Genomic DNA, 16,230 nt, shown 5'->3' with positions numbered 1-16,230 from the left:
CGGCAGCCACCCGCCGGTGGGCGGCCGGCGACGCTCGTCCGCGCCGCCGGCCGGGCGCTCAGATGGTGATGTTGCCGGCGCCCTTCAGCGACCGGGTGATCTTCTTCGGCAGCGTGACGTAGCAGCGGGCGCTGTGGTTGCCGGCCTTCCACTCGTCCTGGCTCAGGGCGATCTGCCAGTAGCCGTACCCGGCCTTCGCCTTGGCCAGGGCGCTGTCCGGCATCGACGTGTACGAGCGGATCTTGTTCAGGCACCGGTCGCCCCACGCCGTCGAGCGGGCCTTCGCGTCCGTCGGGTAGACGCTGCTGGCCGCCGTCACGACACCGACGAACTCGGTGTCGTGCGGGGCGGTGCACGCCGCCGGGTCCACGTCGGTCCAGTTGCCGCCGATCTCGACCTGCGTGCCGCAGCCGAGCATCAGCTCGCCGCCGGACTGCAGGGCGCCCTTGAGCGTCTGCGTGCGCGGGTCGAGGATGCCGCGTTCGGTGCGCAGCGCCGCCACGTCGCAGCGGTAGAACCGGGCGCCGCCGCGCCACTGGGTGGTCGTCGGCGGGTACACGACCATCCGCAGCCGCGAGTCCTGCCATGCCCCGCCGAGGAACGTGGTGACCTGCTTGTCGCAGTCCTGGTACGTCTCGGCCATCGCGTCGGCGGACGGGGCGCGGTCCGCGTCGGCGAGCGACCCGGTGAACTGCCCGACGTACGCGGTCTCGGTGACGTGGGACATCTCGCACGCCGTCTGCACCACCGAGACCGGCGTGGCGGCGATGTCGCGGATCTGGCTGGACTGCGTCGTCCAGCAGTCGCCGGGCTTCGGCTCCGGCACCTTCGCCGCGGCCATCATCGCCCAGTCGTCGACGAGGTCCTTGTCCACGCCCTTGGGGGTCTGCGCACAGCCGGCCGCCGTCACCAGCAGCAGGGCCAGCACCGCCGTCATCCGTGCCCGCATCTCAGATCGCCGCGCTTCCGTTGCTCTTCAATGACCTGGTGATCCTCTTCGTCAGCATCACGCGGCAGCGGGCCGTGCGCAGGCCCGACCGCTACTCGTCCTCGCCGCCCGCCATCCAGTACCCGTACCGGACGTCGGCCTTGTCCAGCACGCTGGTGGGGCTGCCGGTGAAGCCGCGGAGCTTGTCCCAGCCGGCGTCGTCGTACGCCGCCTGCATGGTCTCGTCGTCGGCCGGCTGTGCGTGTGCTCGCAGGGCGCCCGCACCACCCGCCCCGGCGCGGCGACGACGTCGGACACCTCGGTGGCGTCGGTGCTCCAGCAGTCACCGGCCTGCGGCTGCGGCACCTTCGCCGCGGCCGGCATCGCCCGGTCGTCGACGAGGTCGCGGTCGCCGCCCTCCGGCGCCGGCGCGCAGCCGGCGGCCGCCACCAGCCGCAGGGCCGGCACGGCCACCACGTTGAAACGCACCACGTTTCTGCCTCCCCCGCGAACGCGCGCTCGGGCAGTGTGTCAGCAGCGGTGCACCATCACAAGAGCCTTTCCAGGAAGCGGCCGGCCCGGCGCGGGCGGCGCGCGCCGGCGGACCGCTCAGACGCCGGTCACCGCGGGCAGTGTGCCGGCGCTGACGGCGGCGACGAGGGCGGCGTGGTCGGCCTCGGTCTGGTCGGCGTAGGCGACCGCGAACGTGGCGAACGCCGCGTCGAACTCGTCGCCGTCGGCGGTGTCGGGGGCGCCGCAGTAGCCGGACAGGGTGCGGGGGTCGATGGACTGGGCGTGGGCGCGGGCCAGGACGACACCGCAGACGCGGGCGTAGTCGTCGAGCTGGCCGGCGCGCAGGGTGGTCGGGTCGATGCTGCCCTTCATGTCGCGGAACTGGCGGACCAGGTACGGCTGCCCGTCGATGCTGGTCCAGCCGAGCAGGACGTCGCTGACCGTCTGCATCCAGCGCTGGCCGCGCACGACGCGTTCGCCGGCGTGCTGGTCGGGCACCGGCGGCAGGTAGGGGGCGAGGGCGGAGGCGCGAGCCTGCTTGACCTGCAGCACGAGGGCCTCGTCGCCGTTGCCGTGCAGCAGCACCACGTACGAGCGGTAGCCGACGCTGCCGAGGCCGACGATGCGGTGCGCCACGTCGACGACGGCGTAGCGGCCGAACAGGGCGCGGATCTCCTCGTCGAGGGTGGCGGCGTAGCCGTCGAGGGACTCGATGACCGGGTACGCCTCGGCCGACTCGAGCGGGACCAGGATCGGCGGGTCCGGGGTGAAGCGCCACGCGTCGTGGTCGAGGCGCTGGGTGAACTTCTGCGCCACGCGGCGGCTGGTGTTCTTCTTCGCCTTCTTGCGGACCCGGTCGAAGGTGTCGACGAGGTCGCCGATGCCGAAGTGCTCCAGCGTCGAGTGGTCCGTGGTGAGGTAGTACGCGTCCAGCAGCGGCATGTCGGCGAGCTCGGCGAGGGCGGTGCGGTAGCCGGTGGCGCAGTCGCGGGCGGCGTCGCGGCACTCGTCGTCGGGCAGGCCCGCCTCGCGGCCGGCGCTCACGATGCTGGCGGTGAGCCGTTTGAGGTCCCAGTCCCAGGGGCCGACGACGGTCTCGTCGAAGTCGTTGACGTCCATGACGAGGCGGCGTTCCGGGGAGGCGTAGAAGCCGAAGTTGGCGGCGTGCGCGTCGCCGCAGACGTAGCCGTGCAGGCCGGTGTCGGCGGTGTTGGCGGCGAGGTCGGCGGCCATCACGGCGGCGGAGCCGCGCAGGAACGCGAACGGTGAGCTGATCATCCGGCCGATGCGGATCGGCACGAGCTGCGCGACCCGTCCGGCGTTGGACGCGGCGGTGACGGCGACGGGGTCGCGGCCGGTGGCGGGCCGCAGCTCGGTGAGGGCCTTGACGGGGGTGCCGGCGCGGCGCTGGGCCCCTTCGGCGCGCAACGCCTCCGGCGCCGACCAGCCGCCGGCGCGGACCACGTCGGGCACCGCGGGGGCGGCGGCGCGGGCGGTGCCGGTGCGGGGGGCGTCAGGCGCCGGCACCGCGGGGGCGGGGGACGCCCCGGAGGCCGGCGATCCGGTGGAGCCGATCATGTCCCTTACGGTAGCGGCCGGAGGCCCTCACGCAGGTGTCGGATACAGGCCACGTCCCGGCCGGCGGGCCTGGTCAGCCCCGGTGGGGCGCGGCGCGCGGCCTCAGGCCGGGTCCTGCAGCAGGTGCGCCTCCAGCGCCGCCAGGTGCGCGCCGGTCAGGCCGTGCTCCAGCAGGTAGCCGCGCACGGAGCCGTGCCGGTGGTCCAGGTCGCGCAGGAACAGCAGCATCGCCTCGGCGGGGCAGGCCAGGTACCGCTCCGGCATCGCCGCCAGGTGCGGGTCGCTGCGGCGCAGGTGCGCCATGGCGCGGCCGGTCGCCGCGCCGGTCAGCGCGTAGTCCTCGGCGATGTCCTGCTCGGCGACGCCGAGCGCGGCGAGCGTGAGGGCCGCCACGACCCCGGTGCGGTCCTTGCCGGCGACGCAGTGCACGACCACCGGCGCGTTGTCGGCCTCGGCGATGACCCCGACCGCGGCGACCACCGCGGCGGCGCCCGAGGTGGCGATGTCCAGGTAGCGGTTGGCCAGCCAGCGCGCGTCGCTGGGCTCGTCGTGGTCGCCTGTGTCCTCCCACTCGGCGTGCTCCGGGTGCAGGTGGTGGTACGTGAGCCCGGCGAACTCGGGCACCCGGCCGTCGCGGGCGACCTCGCGGGGGCGGCGCAGGTCGATGACGGTGCGCACGCCGAGCGCGGTGAACGACGCCGCGTCGGCCGGGTCGATGCGGCTCAGCGAGTCGGAGCGGAACAGCCGCCGCCAGCGCACCGTGCGGCCGCCGCGCCCCCGGTAGCCGCCGAGGTCGCGGAAGTTGAACAGGTTCGGGTGGTCGTAGCTGCGCACGCCTGCGACCCTATCGGGTGTGGCGGTAGCGTTGGGCGACGTGGATCCTGCCCCGCCCAAGCCCTGGTTGAAGCCCTGGTTGAAGCCACTGCCGAAGCCGCTGCCGAGATCCGTGTCGAGATCCGGGGCACTGGTCACCGAGCCGCTCGGGGCGCTGCTGGGGAGCGTGCCGAAGAGCCGGCCGAGCTGGCTGACCGTCGTGAAGACCACCGTCGCGGCGACCGTGGCGTGGGTCCTGGCGAGGCAGCTCGGGGACAACGTGGCGGTGCTGTTCGCGCCGATCGTGGCGATCCTGACGCTGCAGGCCAGCGTCTACGGCTCCCTGGCCACCGGCCTGCAGCTGCTGTTCGCGAACCTGGTCGGCACGGTCCTGGCGATCGGCTGGGTGCGGCTGCTCGGGCTCACCTGGTGGTCGCTGGCGCTCGGCGCGCTCGCCGCGCTGGTCGTCGCGCGGCAGGTCACCAACACGCCGCTGGCGCGCAACCAGCTCACCATCGCGATGATCGCGGTGCTCGTGCTGGCCCCGGTCGCCAAGGGGTACGGCCAGTGGCGCTTCGCCGACGTCGCCATCGGCAGCGTCGTCGGGCTGGTCGTCGCCGTGGTCGTGCCGGAACGCCCGCGGCTGCGGCGGGTGCGCGAGGCACTGGAGACGTGGGCGGCGGCGAGCGTGACGATCCTGCTGGACATGGCCGACGAGCTGGAGCGGCGCGCCGGTGAGCCGGTCATGGCGGCGCTGGCGCAGCGGCACGACTGGATCGCCGAGGCGCGGGAGCTGACCGAGCTCAGCGCGACCGCCGCCGCGGAGCTCGCCGGGGCCGAGGAGACGGTCAGGTTCAACGTGGGCGCCGGCCGGCACCGGCAGCGGGTCGCGGCGCTGCGCGACGACCAGGTGTTCCTGGTGCGGGTCACGCTGCAGGTGCGGTCCGTGTCGCTGGCGGCCGACCGGCTGTACGACCGGCCCGGGCCGGTGCCGGCGCTGGAGCGGGCGACCCTGACGGCGCTGCTGCGGGCCCTTGCGGTGCTGCTCAGCGACCGGATCGACGGCGCCCGGCCGGACGACACGGCGCTGCGGGAGGCGCTGACCGCCGCCGTCGAGGACGTGCACACGGTGTTCCCGAGCGCGGTCGCGGTCCTGGACTCCGTCAGCCTGCTGGGCCGGCTCGACCAGCTGCGCCAGGACATCGTCGGCGAGGATGCCGAGGCGCTCATCGACCCCGACACCCTGCCCCGGTCGTGACCCGCGCCCCGCGGCCGGTGCGCCGCGGCCGGACCCGGCGTGCGGCGGCGGTGCCGGTGGGCAGGCTAACCTGGGCTGCCGGGGTCCGGTGGGCGCGGACGGTGGCTGGAGGGCGTGGACGGTGCGCGACGGGGACGAGTCACTCGCCGAGCTGCTCGGCGGGCGCCGGGCCGCGCTGGACAGTGTCGTGCCCGTGGTCGGGTTCACCGCGGGCTGGCTCGCCGGCGGCCGGTCGATCGCGCTCGGCGCCGGGACCGCCGTGCTCGCCGGTGCGGCCGTCGCGGCGTGGCGGCTGCGGCAGGGCAGGGCGCCGGCCGCGACCACGGTCAGCCTGCTGCTGGTGTGCCTCGGCGCGATCGTCGCGCTGCGCACCGGCCGGGCCGAGGACTTCTTCCTGGTGCGGCTGCTGACCAACGCCGCGAGCGCGCTCGCCTGGGCCGGCAGCGTCCTGGTGCGGTGGCCGTTGCTGGGCGTGGTCGCCGGCACCGTGCTGGGCCAGCGGACCAGGTGGCGCCGGGATCCCGGGCTGCTGCGGGCGTACCAGGCGGCGAGCTGGGTGTGGGTCGCGCAGTACCTCGTCCGCCTGCTGATCTTCGTGCCGCTGTGGTGGGCGGGTCTGGTGGTGTGGCTGGGCACGGCACAGATGGTGCTGACCTGGCCGCTGGTCGCGGCGTGCCTGGCGGCGAGCTGGTGGGTGCTGCGCCGGAGCCTGCCGCCCGGCCACCCGGGCATCCGCCACCCCCGGCCGGTGCCGTCCGAGGCCGGGGTGGGTGGCCGGTGACAAGCGGCGGACCGGCCCGGGTCACGACGCCGCGCCGGCGCCGCGACCCGGCGGGCCGGTGCTGGTCAGGGCGCCGGACGGCGGCCGCGACCGGGTGGGTCGGCGCTGGTCAGGGCGCCTTGAGGGCGATCACTGCCTCGTCGACGGTGTCGGTCAGGGTGAGGACCCGGTCCAGTGCCGTCAGGTCGAAGATCCGCCGGATCCGAGCATGCGGGCACACCACGGCGAATCCACCCGATTCGGTTTCCCGCAACCGCTTGTGCACGGACACGAGGACCCGCAATGCTGTGGAGTCGATGAACTCCACCTCCGACAGGTCCAGCACCAGCCGCGTCGCGCCCTCGTCCAGACAGCGGTGCACCCAGGTGTGCAACGCCGGCGACGTGGCGACGTCGAGAGCGCCGGTGGGCGTGACCACGACACAGCCGTCGACCGTGCCGGTCGCGATGGCGTCGGTCATGTCCGCTCCTGCAGTCGGTGCGTCAACGGTGGTCCCCCTCGGTGCGCGGATGGTGCTCGTCCCTCAAGGGGCGGCCCGCGCTCACCGCGCGTTACACCCGGTCGGTGACGCCGGTGCGTGACGCCGACCTCGCCGCGCCGTTGCGGGCCGCGGCCGGTGGTGACGAGACCGGTTTCGCCGTGCTGTGGCGCGCCCTGCAGCCGGCCCTCCTACGGTACCTGCACGCCGTGTGCGGCGACGCGGCGGAGGATGTCGCGTCCGAGACGTGGCTCCAGGTCGTGCGGGATCTGCCCCGCTTCGCCGGGGATGCCACGGCGTTCCGGGTATGGCTGTTCCGCGTGGCCCGGCACCGCGCGATCGACGACGTCCGGCGGGCGTGGCGCCGCCGCGAGGAGAGCCGCGACCAGGTCGAGCCGGGCCGGCCCGCGCCGGACGCCGCCGCGGAGGTCCTCGAGCACGCCGGCACCGAGTGGGCGCTGCGGCTCATCGGCGAGCTGCCGCCCGACCAGGCCGAGGCGGTGCTGCTGCGGGTCGTGGCGGGCCTCGACGTCGCCGGCACCGCCGAGGTACTCGGCAAGCGCCCCGGCGCGGTCCGCATCGCCGCGATGCGGGGGTTGCGCCGCCTCGCCGCGCACCCGCAGGTCCGCTCCCGCCGGGTCGCGGTCGGCCCGACCGGCGCCGACCTGCCCCACCCGCACCTGGAGGGGGCCTGATGCGCGGCTGGTGGCGGCGCCGGGCCCAGGCCAGGGCGGAGGCGCAGCGGCTGCTGGACGGCGGCGCCGGCGACTCCCCGGTCGCCGCCCTGCTGCGGGCGGCGGCCGGCCCGGCCCGCCCCGACGAGCTGGCGGGGGAGCGGGCCGCGGTCGCCGCGTTCCGCCAGGCGTACCTCGACGAGGCCACCGCCCGGGCGAAGGCGCGGGCCGACGCCGCCCGGGCCGACGCCTCCCGCGCGGGCGCCCGGATGGACGCCGGCGCCGCCGCCGAGGGTGCCGGCCTCGCCGCTGAGCGTGCCGGCCTCGCCGCCGAGGGTGCCGGCGGTGCCGCCGGTGTCACCTCGCGGCGGTCGCGGCCGGCCCGCGCCCGGGTCGGGATCCTCGCCGCCGCGTTCGCCGCCGCGGCCGTCGCCGGCACCGGGGTCGCCGCGGGTGCCGGCCGGCTGCCCGAGCCGCTGCAGCGGGCCGCGCACGACTGGATCGACCAGGTCCCCGGCCCCGCCGGCGACCAGCGCGACCCGACGGGCAAGGAACCGCAGCCGGGGCAGACGGTGCGTGCCGGGTCGCCGACCGTGGCGGTGCGGCAGCCGTCGACCGCCCCCGCCCCCACCACCGCGGCGGACGTGAAACGCCTGTGCAAGGAGTGGGAGAAGGTCCGCGACGACCCGCACCGCGATCCGATGGACCCGGCGGACCTGCAGGCCCTCGCCGCCGCCGCGGGCGGCCAGGACCGGATCGAGCGCTTCTGCGGGCTGACCCCGTCCGCGCCCGGGCAGCCCGCGCAGCCCGGCCAGCCCGGGCAAACGGGCCAGCCCGGGCAGCCCGGCCAGCCCGGGCAGACCGGCCAACCAGGGCAGCCCGGGCAGACCGGCCAGCACGGGCAGCCGTCGAGCGACAGGTCGAAAAAGGCCAGCCGCGCCTGAACGCGTGACGCGATCGGCCGCCCGGCGTTGAGCACCACGACGACGGCACGACGCGCGACGGGATGGACGCCATGGACGGGACCACCGAACACCTCAGCATGACCGCCGCCGAGCTGTCGTTCCTGCTGGCCAGCGGCGGACCGGCGGGGGAGGCGCCCCGGCTGCTCGGGCTCACCGACGCCGACCGGGCCGACGCGGTGCTCAGCGCCGGCCTCGGGTCGCTGCTGCTGCGCCACCTCGCCGCCCCCGTCGACGGGCAGAAGCTGGAGATGGCGCCGGCGGTGGCCGCGGTCGCCGCCGGGCTGCACCACCCGCGCGCGTTCATCCAGGTCGCGCTCACCGCGGAGGACCACGCCGACGGGGCGCTGCTGTTCGAGGCGGAGATGACCCGGTTCCTGGTCGCGGCGCGGGCGTACCGCTGCTACGACATCACCCCGATCGGCGCCGACGTCGACGTGCGTGAGCCGCTGCTGGCGGTCGCCGACCGGTTCCTGCACCGGCACCGGCCCGCCGTCGCCACGTTCAACGCCTCCACCGCGCAGGACGTCGCCCGCGGCACCACCCCGGCCCGGGCGACGCTCGCCTCGTCGACGGACGGCTCGTGGCGGTTCGTCGGCAGCGACGGCACCGGTGAGACCGCCACCGTCGTGGAGCGCTTCGACGACGCGGCGGCACTCATGCGCGAGGAACTGGCCAGGATGCTGCCGGTCTTCCAGCCCCAGCCGTAAAGGGGTCGTCCGCGCCGGCCGTCTCCGCTACGGTCCACGGTCATGCCCCGCAGAGCCGTGATCTACATCGCCGGGCTGCTCGTGCTCGCCGGTGTCCTGCTGTGGCACAGCATGTCCCGCTCGTCGGGATCCGGCGAGGGCGATCCGGGCTGCTTCGCGGCGCTGCCGTCCGTCCAGGGCATCCCGGAGTTCGGCGAGCACCTGGCCCCCGTCGACTGCGGGCGGCCGCACGACTGGGAGGTCATCGCGCTGCTGCGCGCCGATGACGCGCAGCGGCGGTGCCAGGAGCGCGCCGACGCGTTCCTCGGCGGCGCCCGGCGCGCCTCCCGCGTCGTGTACGCCCTGCTCAGCGCGGCCGACCAGCGGCGGGGCGGGCGGTGGTGCGCGCTGGCGGAGGCCCTGGACACGGCCGGCCGGACGACCAGCGGCACCGGCAGCCTGAAGAACGGCATGCGCGACGGCCGGCTCGCGGTCACCTGCCTGGTGACCGACCTCGACGACGAGGACACGCTGCGGTACGGCCGCTGCGACGAGCACCACGCCGCGGAGGTCGCCGGCCTGCTGCCCGAGGGCGCGGACCCGGCGGCGGGCTGTCCCGCCGTGGCCGCCGGGTACCTGTCGCTCACCGGGGACGAGCTGGCGCGGCGCGGCGACCTGCGGGTGCGCTGGTTCGACGGTGACAGCGGGCTGTGCCTGGTGACCGAGGTGGACGACCCGGCCGGCCGGCACGACACGCTGCGCGGCAGCGTCAAGGGCCTGGGCCGGGCGCCGCTGCCACGCTGACCGGCCACCGGGCCGGGCCGGGCCGGTGCGGGGCCTCGGCGCCGGTGCGGGTCGTCAGTCCCAGCCGTACGCGCTGCGCAGCCGCTCGGCGATGCGGTCGAACCGTTCCCGGTCCAGCACCGCGCCCTCCCGCCGGATGCCGTGCTCCTCCACCGTCAGGACCCGGTCGAGCCGCACCCAGCTGGGCCGCTGGTCACGGTCCCACGAACCGGGACCGAGGGCGAACCAGTTGCGCTGCCCGTCGCGCTCGCTCTGGCTGGACAGCATCAGCCCGACCAGCGACGTGCCCTTGCGGCCGACGACGAGGACCGGCCGGTCCTTGCCCTGGCTCGGGTCGTCCTCGTACTGCACCCAGGTCCACACGACCTCGCCAGGATCGGCGGCGCCGTCCAGCTGCGGGGCGTACTGCAGCAGCTTGTCGCTGACGTGCCTCGGCGGCGGCCCGGGCTTGTGCAGCGTCGCCCGCTGCTGCGGCGGCTGCGGGCGCGCCGGCGGCGGCGCCGGCTGCGGTGGGGGCGCGGGCGCCCGGCGGGCGCCGAGCCGCGCGGCCAGACCTTGAAGAAGTCGTTTCACGCGGACGACCATAGCCCCGATCGTCTGGACGGGCTTGATCCGGCACTGGACACTGTGGTTCATGTACGACTTCGATGTCCTCGTGCTCGGTTCCGGCCCCGGCGGGCAGAAGGCGGCGATCGCGGCCGCGAAGCTCGACCGCCGCGTCGCCATCGTCGAGCGGCGCCACATGATCGGCGGTGTCTGCATCAACACGGGCACCATCCCGAGCAAGACCCTGCGCGAGGCGGTGCTCTACCTGACCGGTCTCAGCCAGCGGGAGATGTACGGGCAGAGCTACCGCGTCAAGGACGACATCACCGTCGGCGACCTGGGCGCGCGGACCCAGCACGTGATCGGCCGGGAGATCGAGGTCATCCGCAGCCAGCTGGCCCGCAACCGGGTGAAGCTGCTGCAGGGCACGGGCCGGTTCGTCGACCCGCACACCCTCGCCGTGAACGACGAGCACGGCCACTCCACCCTCGTGTCCGCCGAGAAGATCATCCTCGCGGCCGGCACCCGCCCGGCCCGCCCCGACAGCGTCGACTTCGACGACACCACGATCATCGACTCCGACGGCATCCTCAACATCGACAAGATCCCGGCGTCGATGGTCGTCGTCGGCGCCGGCGTCATCGGCATCGAGTACGCCTCCATGTTCGCCGCCCTCGGCACCAAGGTCACCGTCGTGGAGCGCCGCGACCGGATGCTCGACTTCTGCGACCTGGAGATCGTCGAGGCGCTCAAGTACCACCTGCGGGACCTGTCGGTGTCGTTCCGCTTCCGCGAGTCCGTCGCCTCCGTCGAGCGGCACGGCCGCACCGCCGTCGCCGTGCTGGCCAGCGGCAAGCGGATCGCCGCGGACGCCGTCATGTACTCCGCCGGCCGGCAGGGCGCCGCCGACCAGCTCGGCCTGGACAAGGCCGGTCTGGAGGCCGACAAGCGCGGCCGGATCACCGTCGACGAGCACTTCCAGACCGAGGTGCCGCACATCTACGCCGTCGGCGACATCATCGGCTTCCCGGCGCTGGCCTCCACGTCCATGGAGCAGGGCCGCCTCGCCGCCCACCACGCCTGCGACGAGCCGGTGCGCGGCATGCAGCTGCTGCAGCCGATCGGGATCTACACCATCCCCGAGATCAGTTTCGTGGGCCGCACCGAGGACGACCTCACCGACAGCAACATCCCGTTCGAGGTCGGCATCTCCCGGTACCGGGAGCTCGCCCGCGGCCAGATCATCGGCGACTCGTACGGCATGCTGAAGATCATCGTGTCGCCGGAGGACCGCAGCATCCTCGGCGTGCACGTCTTCGGCACCGGCGCCACCGAGCTGGTCCACATCGGACAGACCGTGATGGGCTGCGGCGGCACCGTCGACTACCTCGTCGACGCGGTGTTCAACTACCCGACGCTCGCCGAGTCGTACAAGGTGGCCGCTCTCGACGCGATGAACAAGATGCGTTCGGTGTCCCGCCTGACCGCCTGACCCGCCGTCCCCCGGTGGCTGTGGCGCGGGTCACAGCCACCGGGAACAACCCCGCCGCCCGGCGATACGGTTCCACAGGAGTGCACTGAGGACCGGGGGATGGCACGGATGCTGCGACACGTGAGACGGGCGCTGGTCGCCGCCCTGCTGCTGGCGACCGCCGGATGCACCGGCGACCCGCCCGCCGAGGACCCGTTCGCGGCGTTCGTCGCCGGCTGGCAGCGCGCCGACTTCACCGGCGTCGAGCTGCGCACGCCCGCGGGGCAGCCGCTGCCCGCCGACGCGGCCCGGCGGCTGCTCGCCGACACCGAGGGCGACCTCGCCGCCCGCCGCCCGGTGGTGGCCCGGCACGGTGCCGCGACCGTGCGCAAGAACGACGCCAAGGCCACCGCCGGTGTCGACTGGACGCTGCCGGACGGGCGGCACTGGGCGTACGAGACGACCCTGGAGGCCCGCCGCATCGACGGGCGCTGGGCGGTCTACCTGGGCCCCGCCGTCGTGCACCCGGACCTGCCGGACGGTGCGCGGATGACGCTGCGCGCCACGCCCGCCACGCGCGGGCTGGTCCTGGCCGCCGACGGCACGCCGATCGTGTCCGAGGTCCCCGTCGTGTACGTGGGGGTCGAGCCCCGCCTCGTGCGCGACGTCGACGCCCTGGTGCAGCGGCTCGACGTGGTGTTCCGCTCGGTGCGGGTGCCGGTCGACGTGTCGGCGCTGCCGGCGCGGATCCGGGCGGCCAAGCCCGACGCGTTCGTCGATCTCGTCACCCTGCGCAAACGCGACTACGCCGAGATCGAGCGGGACCTCGCCGCCACCGACGGGGTCACCACCAGAGCCGGGACCCTGTCGCTGCCGCTGACCCGCACGTTCGGCCGGGCCCTGCTCGGCACGTCCGGCCCGGCGACGAAGGAGCTCATCGACGCCAGCGGCGGGACCCTGCGCCCCGGCGACGTCACCGGGCTCACCGGGCTGCAGCGCCGGTACGACACCGCCCTGCGCGGCACGCCGCGGCTCGAGGTCCTGGCCAAGGAGCAGGTGCTGTACACCGCGCCGGCGGTCGACGGGGCGAAGGTGCGCACCACCGTCGAGGTGAGGACGCAGCAGGCGGCGGAGACGGCCCTGGCGGCCACGGCGAGCCGTTCGGCGCTGGTCGCGGTCCGGGTCGGCGACGGCGCCGTCCTCGCCGCCGCGAACGGTCCCGACGCCGCCGGGTACAACCTCGCGTTCCTCGCCGAGGTGCCGAGCCCGCCGCTCGGCGTCGACGGCGCCGCCGCCGGCTTCGGGGCCCAGTGGAGGCTCGGCGCCGACATGTTCACCGGCCGGGTCACGCCGTCGGGCGTGGTCGGGTCCCCGCTGGTGTACGCGGCCGCCGCCGCTGCCGTCGCCAGGGGGCGCTGGCGCCAGCCGGTGCTGGTCATCGAGCCGTCACCGGGTCCACCGGCCGTGGAGGGCCCGGCGGTCACCGGCCCGCTGACGGTGCCCGGGATGTCGGTGCGGGTCCAGGGCGACGTCGCGTTCTGCGTGTACGTCGAGGGCGCCGGCCAGGACGTCACGGGCCCGATCGCCGACGCGTTCGCCCGGTCCCTGACCGGCTGAACGCTCCGCCCGCCGGACGGTGCGCCGCGCCGTGACGTGCCGGCCGGGCGGTGTGCCGGCGGTGGGAAAACCGCGCGCCGCCGCGGCGGGTGCGCGGTAGCGTGCCGGGCATGCCGTTCGGTTGACGCACCACCGATCCCGCCGGCCGGTTCGCGCGGCGCGCGGTCGGCTGGGCGCTGCTGTCCGACGCCCTGCCGCTGTATTCGCTGTACGCGCTGCTGTTCACCGACACCGGGCTCGGCGACGGGCAGATCTCGCTGCTGTTCGCCCTGTGGTCGGGCACCGGGATCCTCGCCGAGGTGCCCACCGGCGCGCTCGCCGACCGGTGGTCGCGCCGCGGCGCGCTCGTCGCGGCCGGACTGCTGCAGGCGGCCGCGTTCGCCCTGTGGACGGTGGCGCCCGGCGGATGGGTGTTCGCCGCCGGCTTCGTCGTCTGGGGCGTCGGCGGCGCCCTGTCCAGCGGTGCCCTGGAGGCGCTGCTCTACGACGGCCTCGCCGCCGCCGGGGCGCAGGACCGGTACGCCCGCGTCGCCGGCCGGGTCGCCGCCGCCGGCCTCCTCGCCCAGGTGCCCGCGGCCGGCGCGGCGGCGCTGCTGTTCCCCGCCGGCGGCTACGCCCTGGTCGGCTGGGTCAGCGTCGCCGTCTGCCTGTGCGCCGCCGCCCTCGCCCTGCGCCTGCGCCCACCCGCCACGCCCGCGCCGGGCACCGTGGCGGTGCCGGACGGCACCCCGGAGGACGACGGGCCGCGGGGGTATCTCGCCACGCTGCGGGACGGGGTCGGGCAGGCGGCCCGCGTGCCGGCGGTGCGGGTCGCGGTCCTCGCCCTGGCGGCGATCGCGGGGCTCGACGCGGTCGACGAGTACTTCTCGCTCCTCGCCGCCGGCTGGGGCGTGCCGACCGGGCTGAACCCGGTGCTGGTCCTCGTCGTCACGCTGGGCGGCGCGGCGGGGGCCGGGCTGGTCGCGTACACCGCAACACCGCCGCCGGCGCTGCAGTCGGCACTGCTCGGCGCCGCCGCCACGGCGCTCGCTGCGGCCGGGGTGCTGCGGGTGCCGGCCGGGATCGTGCTCGTGGCGGTCTTCTACGGCGGCTACCGCTACGTCCTGGTCCTCGTCGACGCCCGGCTGCAGCGGGTGGTCGACGGCGCGTCGCGGGCCACCGTCACGTCGGTGGCGGCCCTGGCCACGGAGCTGTCGGCGCTGGCGTTGTTCGGGGCGTGGGCGGCCGGGGGAGTGCTGCTCGTGGCCGCCCTCACCGGCGCCCTCGCGCTGGTGCCGCTGGTGGCCGCCGGACGCCGCTGACGGTCCGGCGGGCGGCAGCGGCGTGGCCGGGGGCGCCGGTGACGCCCTCCGGCCACGACGTCGCTGCCGCCGGGGCGGGGCCGGGGCCGCCGACGACCCCGGCCCCGCCGGCCGGTCAGGAGCAGGTGGTGCCGTTGAGCTTGAAGCCGGTGGCGGCGGCGTTCGTGCCCGAGTAGCCGGCCTGGAAGCCGAAGCTGGCGGTGCCCCCGACGGGGATGCTGCCGTTCCAGCCGCCGTCACGGACCGAGACCGACGTCCCGCTCTGCGTCGCGGTGGCGTTCCAGGCGTTGCTGATGCGCTGGTCACCGGGGAACGTGAAGGTGAGCGTCCAGCCGTTGACGGCGGCCGGGCCGCGGTTGGTGATCGTCACGGTCGCGGTGAAGCCGTTGTTCCACTGGCTGTCGACCCGGTACGCCACCGAGCACCCGGTGCCGGTCGGCGCCGACGGCGACGAGGACGGCGACGAGGACGGCGACTTCGACGGCGACGCGGACGCCGACGGCGACTGCGACTGCGACGCCGAGGGCGAGGACGGCGGCGGGGACGACACGACCCCGTTCAGCGCCAGCTGGTACGCCAGGTCCGGCACGAACTGCCCGGCCGCGGCGGCGCACCCGTCGGCCTCACCGGGGAGCTTGACCCAGACGAACGCGTCGACGGTCGCCTCGCCGGTGTTGGTGGTCGGGGCGACGCCGACACCGCGGCCGGACGGGTCGCACCACTGGCTGCCGTTCGGGCCGCGGCCGTTGCGGCTGGTGTCGATGATCTGGTGCAGGTTCCCGGCGCCGATCGCGTTGAGGACGTTGCGGCCGTACGCGATCTCGTCCGAGGTGGTGCGGAAGTTCGACACGTTGCTGTAGAAGCCGTCGGCGTTGCGCACGCCCGCGGCGACGAGCCGGTTGGCCTGCTCGCCGGCGGAGTTCCAGGCGGAGTGGCCGGCGTCGAGGTACACCTTCGCCTGCGGGTTCGCCTGCTTGATGGTGGTGACCGCGTTGGCCAGTGCGTTGGCGCGGGCGGCCACGCCGGCGCTGTCCAGGCAGGTCTGCAGCGCCAGGGAGTCCGGCTCGAGCACCACCACGGCGGTGCGGTTGCCCAGCCCGGCGGCGAACGCGCGCACCCACGCCGCGTACTCGGTCAGGTTCGTCGTCCCGCCGGCGGAGGCGCCGCCGCAGTCGCGGTTGGGGATGGCGTAGGCGACGACGACGGGGATCTGTCCGGCGGCGTTGGCGGCGCCGACGTAGGACTGCACCCCGCTGGTGGTGGCGGCGGTGTTGGGGTTGGTGAACCAGCGCGACTGCGGCTGCACGCCGATGCGGTCGCGGATCAGGGCGGCGCGCGAGTCGCCGGGGTTGGCCGCGAGCCAGCGCACCACCTGCGAGTCGGGGTCACGGTAGAACGTGCCGCTGATGGTGCCGGCGCTGGCCGAGCCGCCGCCGGCCAGCCACAGCCCGGCGGTGCCGGCGGTGACGGCGGCGAGCGCGGCGACCGCCGTCTGCCACTTTCGAAGCGATCGGAGCACGGTGCTGGTCCTTCCGGGGGTCACGGGAAGGCCGACCGTACGGCGGGCGCCGTCCACCGGTCCACGCACCGGCGCCGGTCGCGGCGGCGACCAGCGGTGATGCGCCGAGATGGCGTGAAAGTTACCTTTTGCCGAATGAAGTGAATGAATTCGTGAACGATTGCGCACCGTAGATGGCGCGACCGCAGCCGGTACCCAAGATCGACAGGGCTGGGTACGGCAAACTCCACATAGCCCTCGAATGCCGCAAAAACCCTGGTCGGCGCCACATGGCACCTGCTTGCAAGGTATTCCTCAT

Annotated in this window: 16 protein-coding genes; 9 read left to right on the top strand and 7 right to left on the bottom strand. The window is 75.3% G+C overall.

What is annotated here, in order from left to right:
• Nucleotides 1–58 precede the first annotated feature (58 nt).
• From OP18_RS12135 to OP18_RS12125, 4 genes are all read right to left on the bottom strand, one after another.
• On the bottom strand, nucleotides 59–937 hold the full coding sequence (locus OP18_RS12135; RefSeq protein ID WP_033358867.1) for a septum formation family protein: 879 nt from the start codon (nucleotides 935–937) through the stop codon (nucleotides 59–61).
• Nucleotides 938–1,040: 103 nt separating this feature from the next.
• On the bottom strand, nucleotides 1,041–1,166 hold the full coding sequence (locus OP18_RS61805; protein ID WP_260709527.1) for a hypothetical protein: 126 nt from the start codon (nucleotides 1,164–1,166) through the stop codon (nucleotides 1,041–1,043).
• 371 nt (nucleotides 1,167–1,537) lie between these two features.
• Entirely contained in the window at nucleotides 1,538–3,019 is a 1,482-nt protein-coding gene (locus OP18_RS12130) for a DUF2252 domain-containing protein (protein WP_081970665.1), read from the bottom strand.
• A gap of 102 nt (nucleotides 3,020–3,121) precedes the next feature.
• Nucleotides 3,122–3,853 (bottom strand): tyrosine-protein phosphatase, encoded by a 732-nt coding sequence (locus OP18_RS12125; protein WP_033358866.1) that lies wholly within the window; start codon nucleotides 3,851–3,853, stop codon nucleotides 3,122–3,124.
• 40 nt (nucleotides 3,854–3,893) lie between these two features.
• Between OP18_RS12125 and OP18_RS12120 the strand changes: the two genes are divergently transcribed.
• Nucleotides 3,894–5,090 (top strand): FUSC family protein, encoded by a 1,197-nt coding sequence (locus tag OP18_RS12120; protein WP_162189780.1) that lies wholly within the window; start codon nucleotides 3,894–3,896, stop codon nucleotides 5,088–5,090.
• Between the two features lie 121 nt (nucleotides 5,091–5,211).
• Nucleotides 5,212–5,871 (top strand): DUF3159 domain-containing protein, encoded by a 660-nt coding sequence (locus tag OP18_RS12115; RefSeq protein ID WP_052386576.1) that lies wholly within the window; start codon nucleotides 5,212–5,214, stop codon nucleotides 5,869–5,871.
• Nucleotides 5,872–5,980: 109 nt separating this feature from the next.
• Here the strand turns inward: OP18_RS12115 and OP18_RS12110 are convergent, their stop codons facing one another.
• Entirely contained in the window at nucleotides 5,981–6,331 is a 351-nt protein-coding gene (locus OP18_RS12110) for an STAS domain-containing protein (RefSeq protein ID WP_033358864.1), read from the bottom strand.
• A 104-nt stretch (nucleotides 6,332–6,435) separates the two neighbouring features.
• Here OP18_RS12110 and OP18_RS12105 point away from each other — a divergent pair, with 104 nt between their 5' ends.
• The 4 genes from OP18_RS12105 to OP18_RS12090 all read left to right on the top strand — a co-directional run bounded on the left by OP18_RS12105 (nucleotide 6,436) and on the right by OP18_RS12090 (nucleotide 9,478).
• Complete coding sequence (locus OP18_RS12105; protein WP_052386606.1) at nucleotides 6,436–7,044, top strand: RNA polymerase sigma factor; 609 nt, start codon at nucleotides 6,436–6,438, stop codon at nucleotides 7,042–7,044.
• A complete protein-coding gene (locus tag OP18_RS59590; protein ID WP_052386575.1) occupies nucleotides 7,044–7,967 on the top strand; it encodes a hypothetical protein in 924 nt (307 codons plus the stop codon). The genes OP18_RS12105 and OP18_RS59590 overlap by 1 nt, the downstream gene beginning before the upstream one ends.
• A gap of 71 nt (nucleotides 7,968–8,038) precedes the next feature.
• Nucleotides 8,039–8,695 carry a hypothetical protein gene (locus OP18_RS12095; protein WP_156089456.1) on the top strand — a complete coding sequence of 219 codons (657 nt, stop codon included), beginning with the start codon at nucleotides 8,039–8,041 and terminating at the stop codon, nucleotides 8,693–8,695.
• A gap of 42 nt (nucleotides 8,696–8,737) precedes the next feature.
• Nucleotides 8,738–9,478: a hypothetical protein gene (locus OP18_RS12090; RefSeq protein WP_156089455.1), complete on the top strand. Its 741-nt coding sequence runs from the start codon at nucleotides 8,738–8,740 to the stop codon at nucleotides 9,476–9,478.
• A 54-nt stretch (nucleotides 9,479–9,532) separates the two neighbouring features.
• On the opposite strand, the gene OP18_RS12085 is transcribed toward OP18_RS12090, so the two are convergent.
• The gene (locus OP18_RS12085; RefSeq protein ID WP_245635349.1) at nucleotides 9,533–10,051 is read right to left on the bottom strand and encodes a type II toxin-antitoxin system PemK/MazF family toxin; all 519 of its coding nucleotides are present in this window, start codon (nucleotides 10,049–10,051) and stop codon (nucleotides 9,533–9,535) included.
• A 61-nt stretch (nucleotides 10,052–10,112) separates the two neighbouring features.
• Here OP18_RS12085 and sthA point away from each other — a divergent pair, with 61 nt between their 5' ends.
• The 3 genes from sthA (at nucleotide 10,113) to OP18_RS12070 (ending at nucleotide 14,413) form a co-directional block, all read left to right on the top strand.
• Complete coding sequence (gene sthA / locus OP18_RS12080) at nucleotides 10,113–11,516, top strand: Si-specific NAD(P)(+) transhydrogenase (RefSeq protein ID WP_033358971.1); 1,404 nt, start codon at nucleotides 10,113–10,115, stop codon at nucleotides 11,514–11,516.
• A gap of 120 nt (nucleotides 11,517–11,636) precedes the next feature.
• Nucleotides 11,637–13,112, top strand: coding sequence for an NTF2-like N-terminal transpeptidase domain-containing protein (locus OP18_RS52320; protein WP_162189779.1), 1,476 nt, complete (start codon nucleotides 11,637–11,639; stop codon nucleotides 13,110–13,112).
• A gap of 176 nt (nucleotides 13,113–13,288) precedes the next feature.
• Nucleotides 13,289–14,413, top strand: coding sequence for an MFS transporter (locus OP18_RS12070; RefSeq protein ID WP_033358860.1), 1,125 nt, complete (start codon nucleotides 13,289–13,291; stop codon nucleotides 14,411–14,413).
• A 115-nt stretch (nucleotides 14,414–14,528) separates the two neighbouring features.
• Here the strand turns inward: OP18_RS12070 and OP18_RS12065 are convergent, their stop codons facing one another.
• Complete coding sequence (locus OP18_RS12065) at nucleotides 14,529–15,932, bottom strand: glycoside hydrolase family 6 protein (RefSeq protein WP_033358859.1); 1,404 nt, start codon at nucleotides 15,930–15,932, stop codon at nucleotides 14,529–14,531.
• Nucleotides 15,933–16,230: the final 298 nt, after the last annotated feature.

It is taken from the genome of Dactylosporangium aurantiacum (genome assembly GCF_000716715.1).
Taxonomy (GTDB): Bacteria; Actinomycetota; Actinomycetes; order Mycobacteriales; family Micromonosporaceae; genus Dactylosporangium; species Dactylosporangium aurantiacum.
The sequence above is the reverse complement of the archived record's forward strand: the minus strand, read 5'-3'. Positions and strand labels throughout refer to the sequence as shown.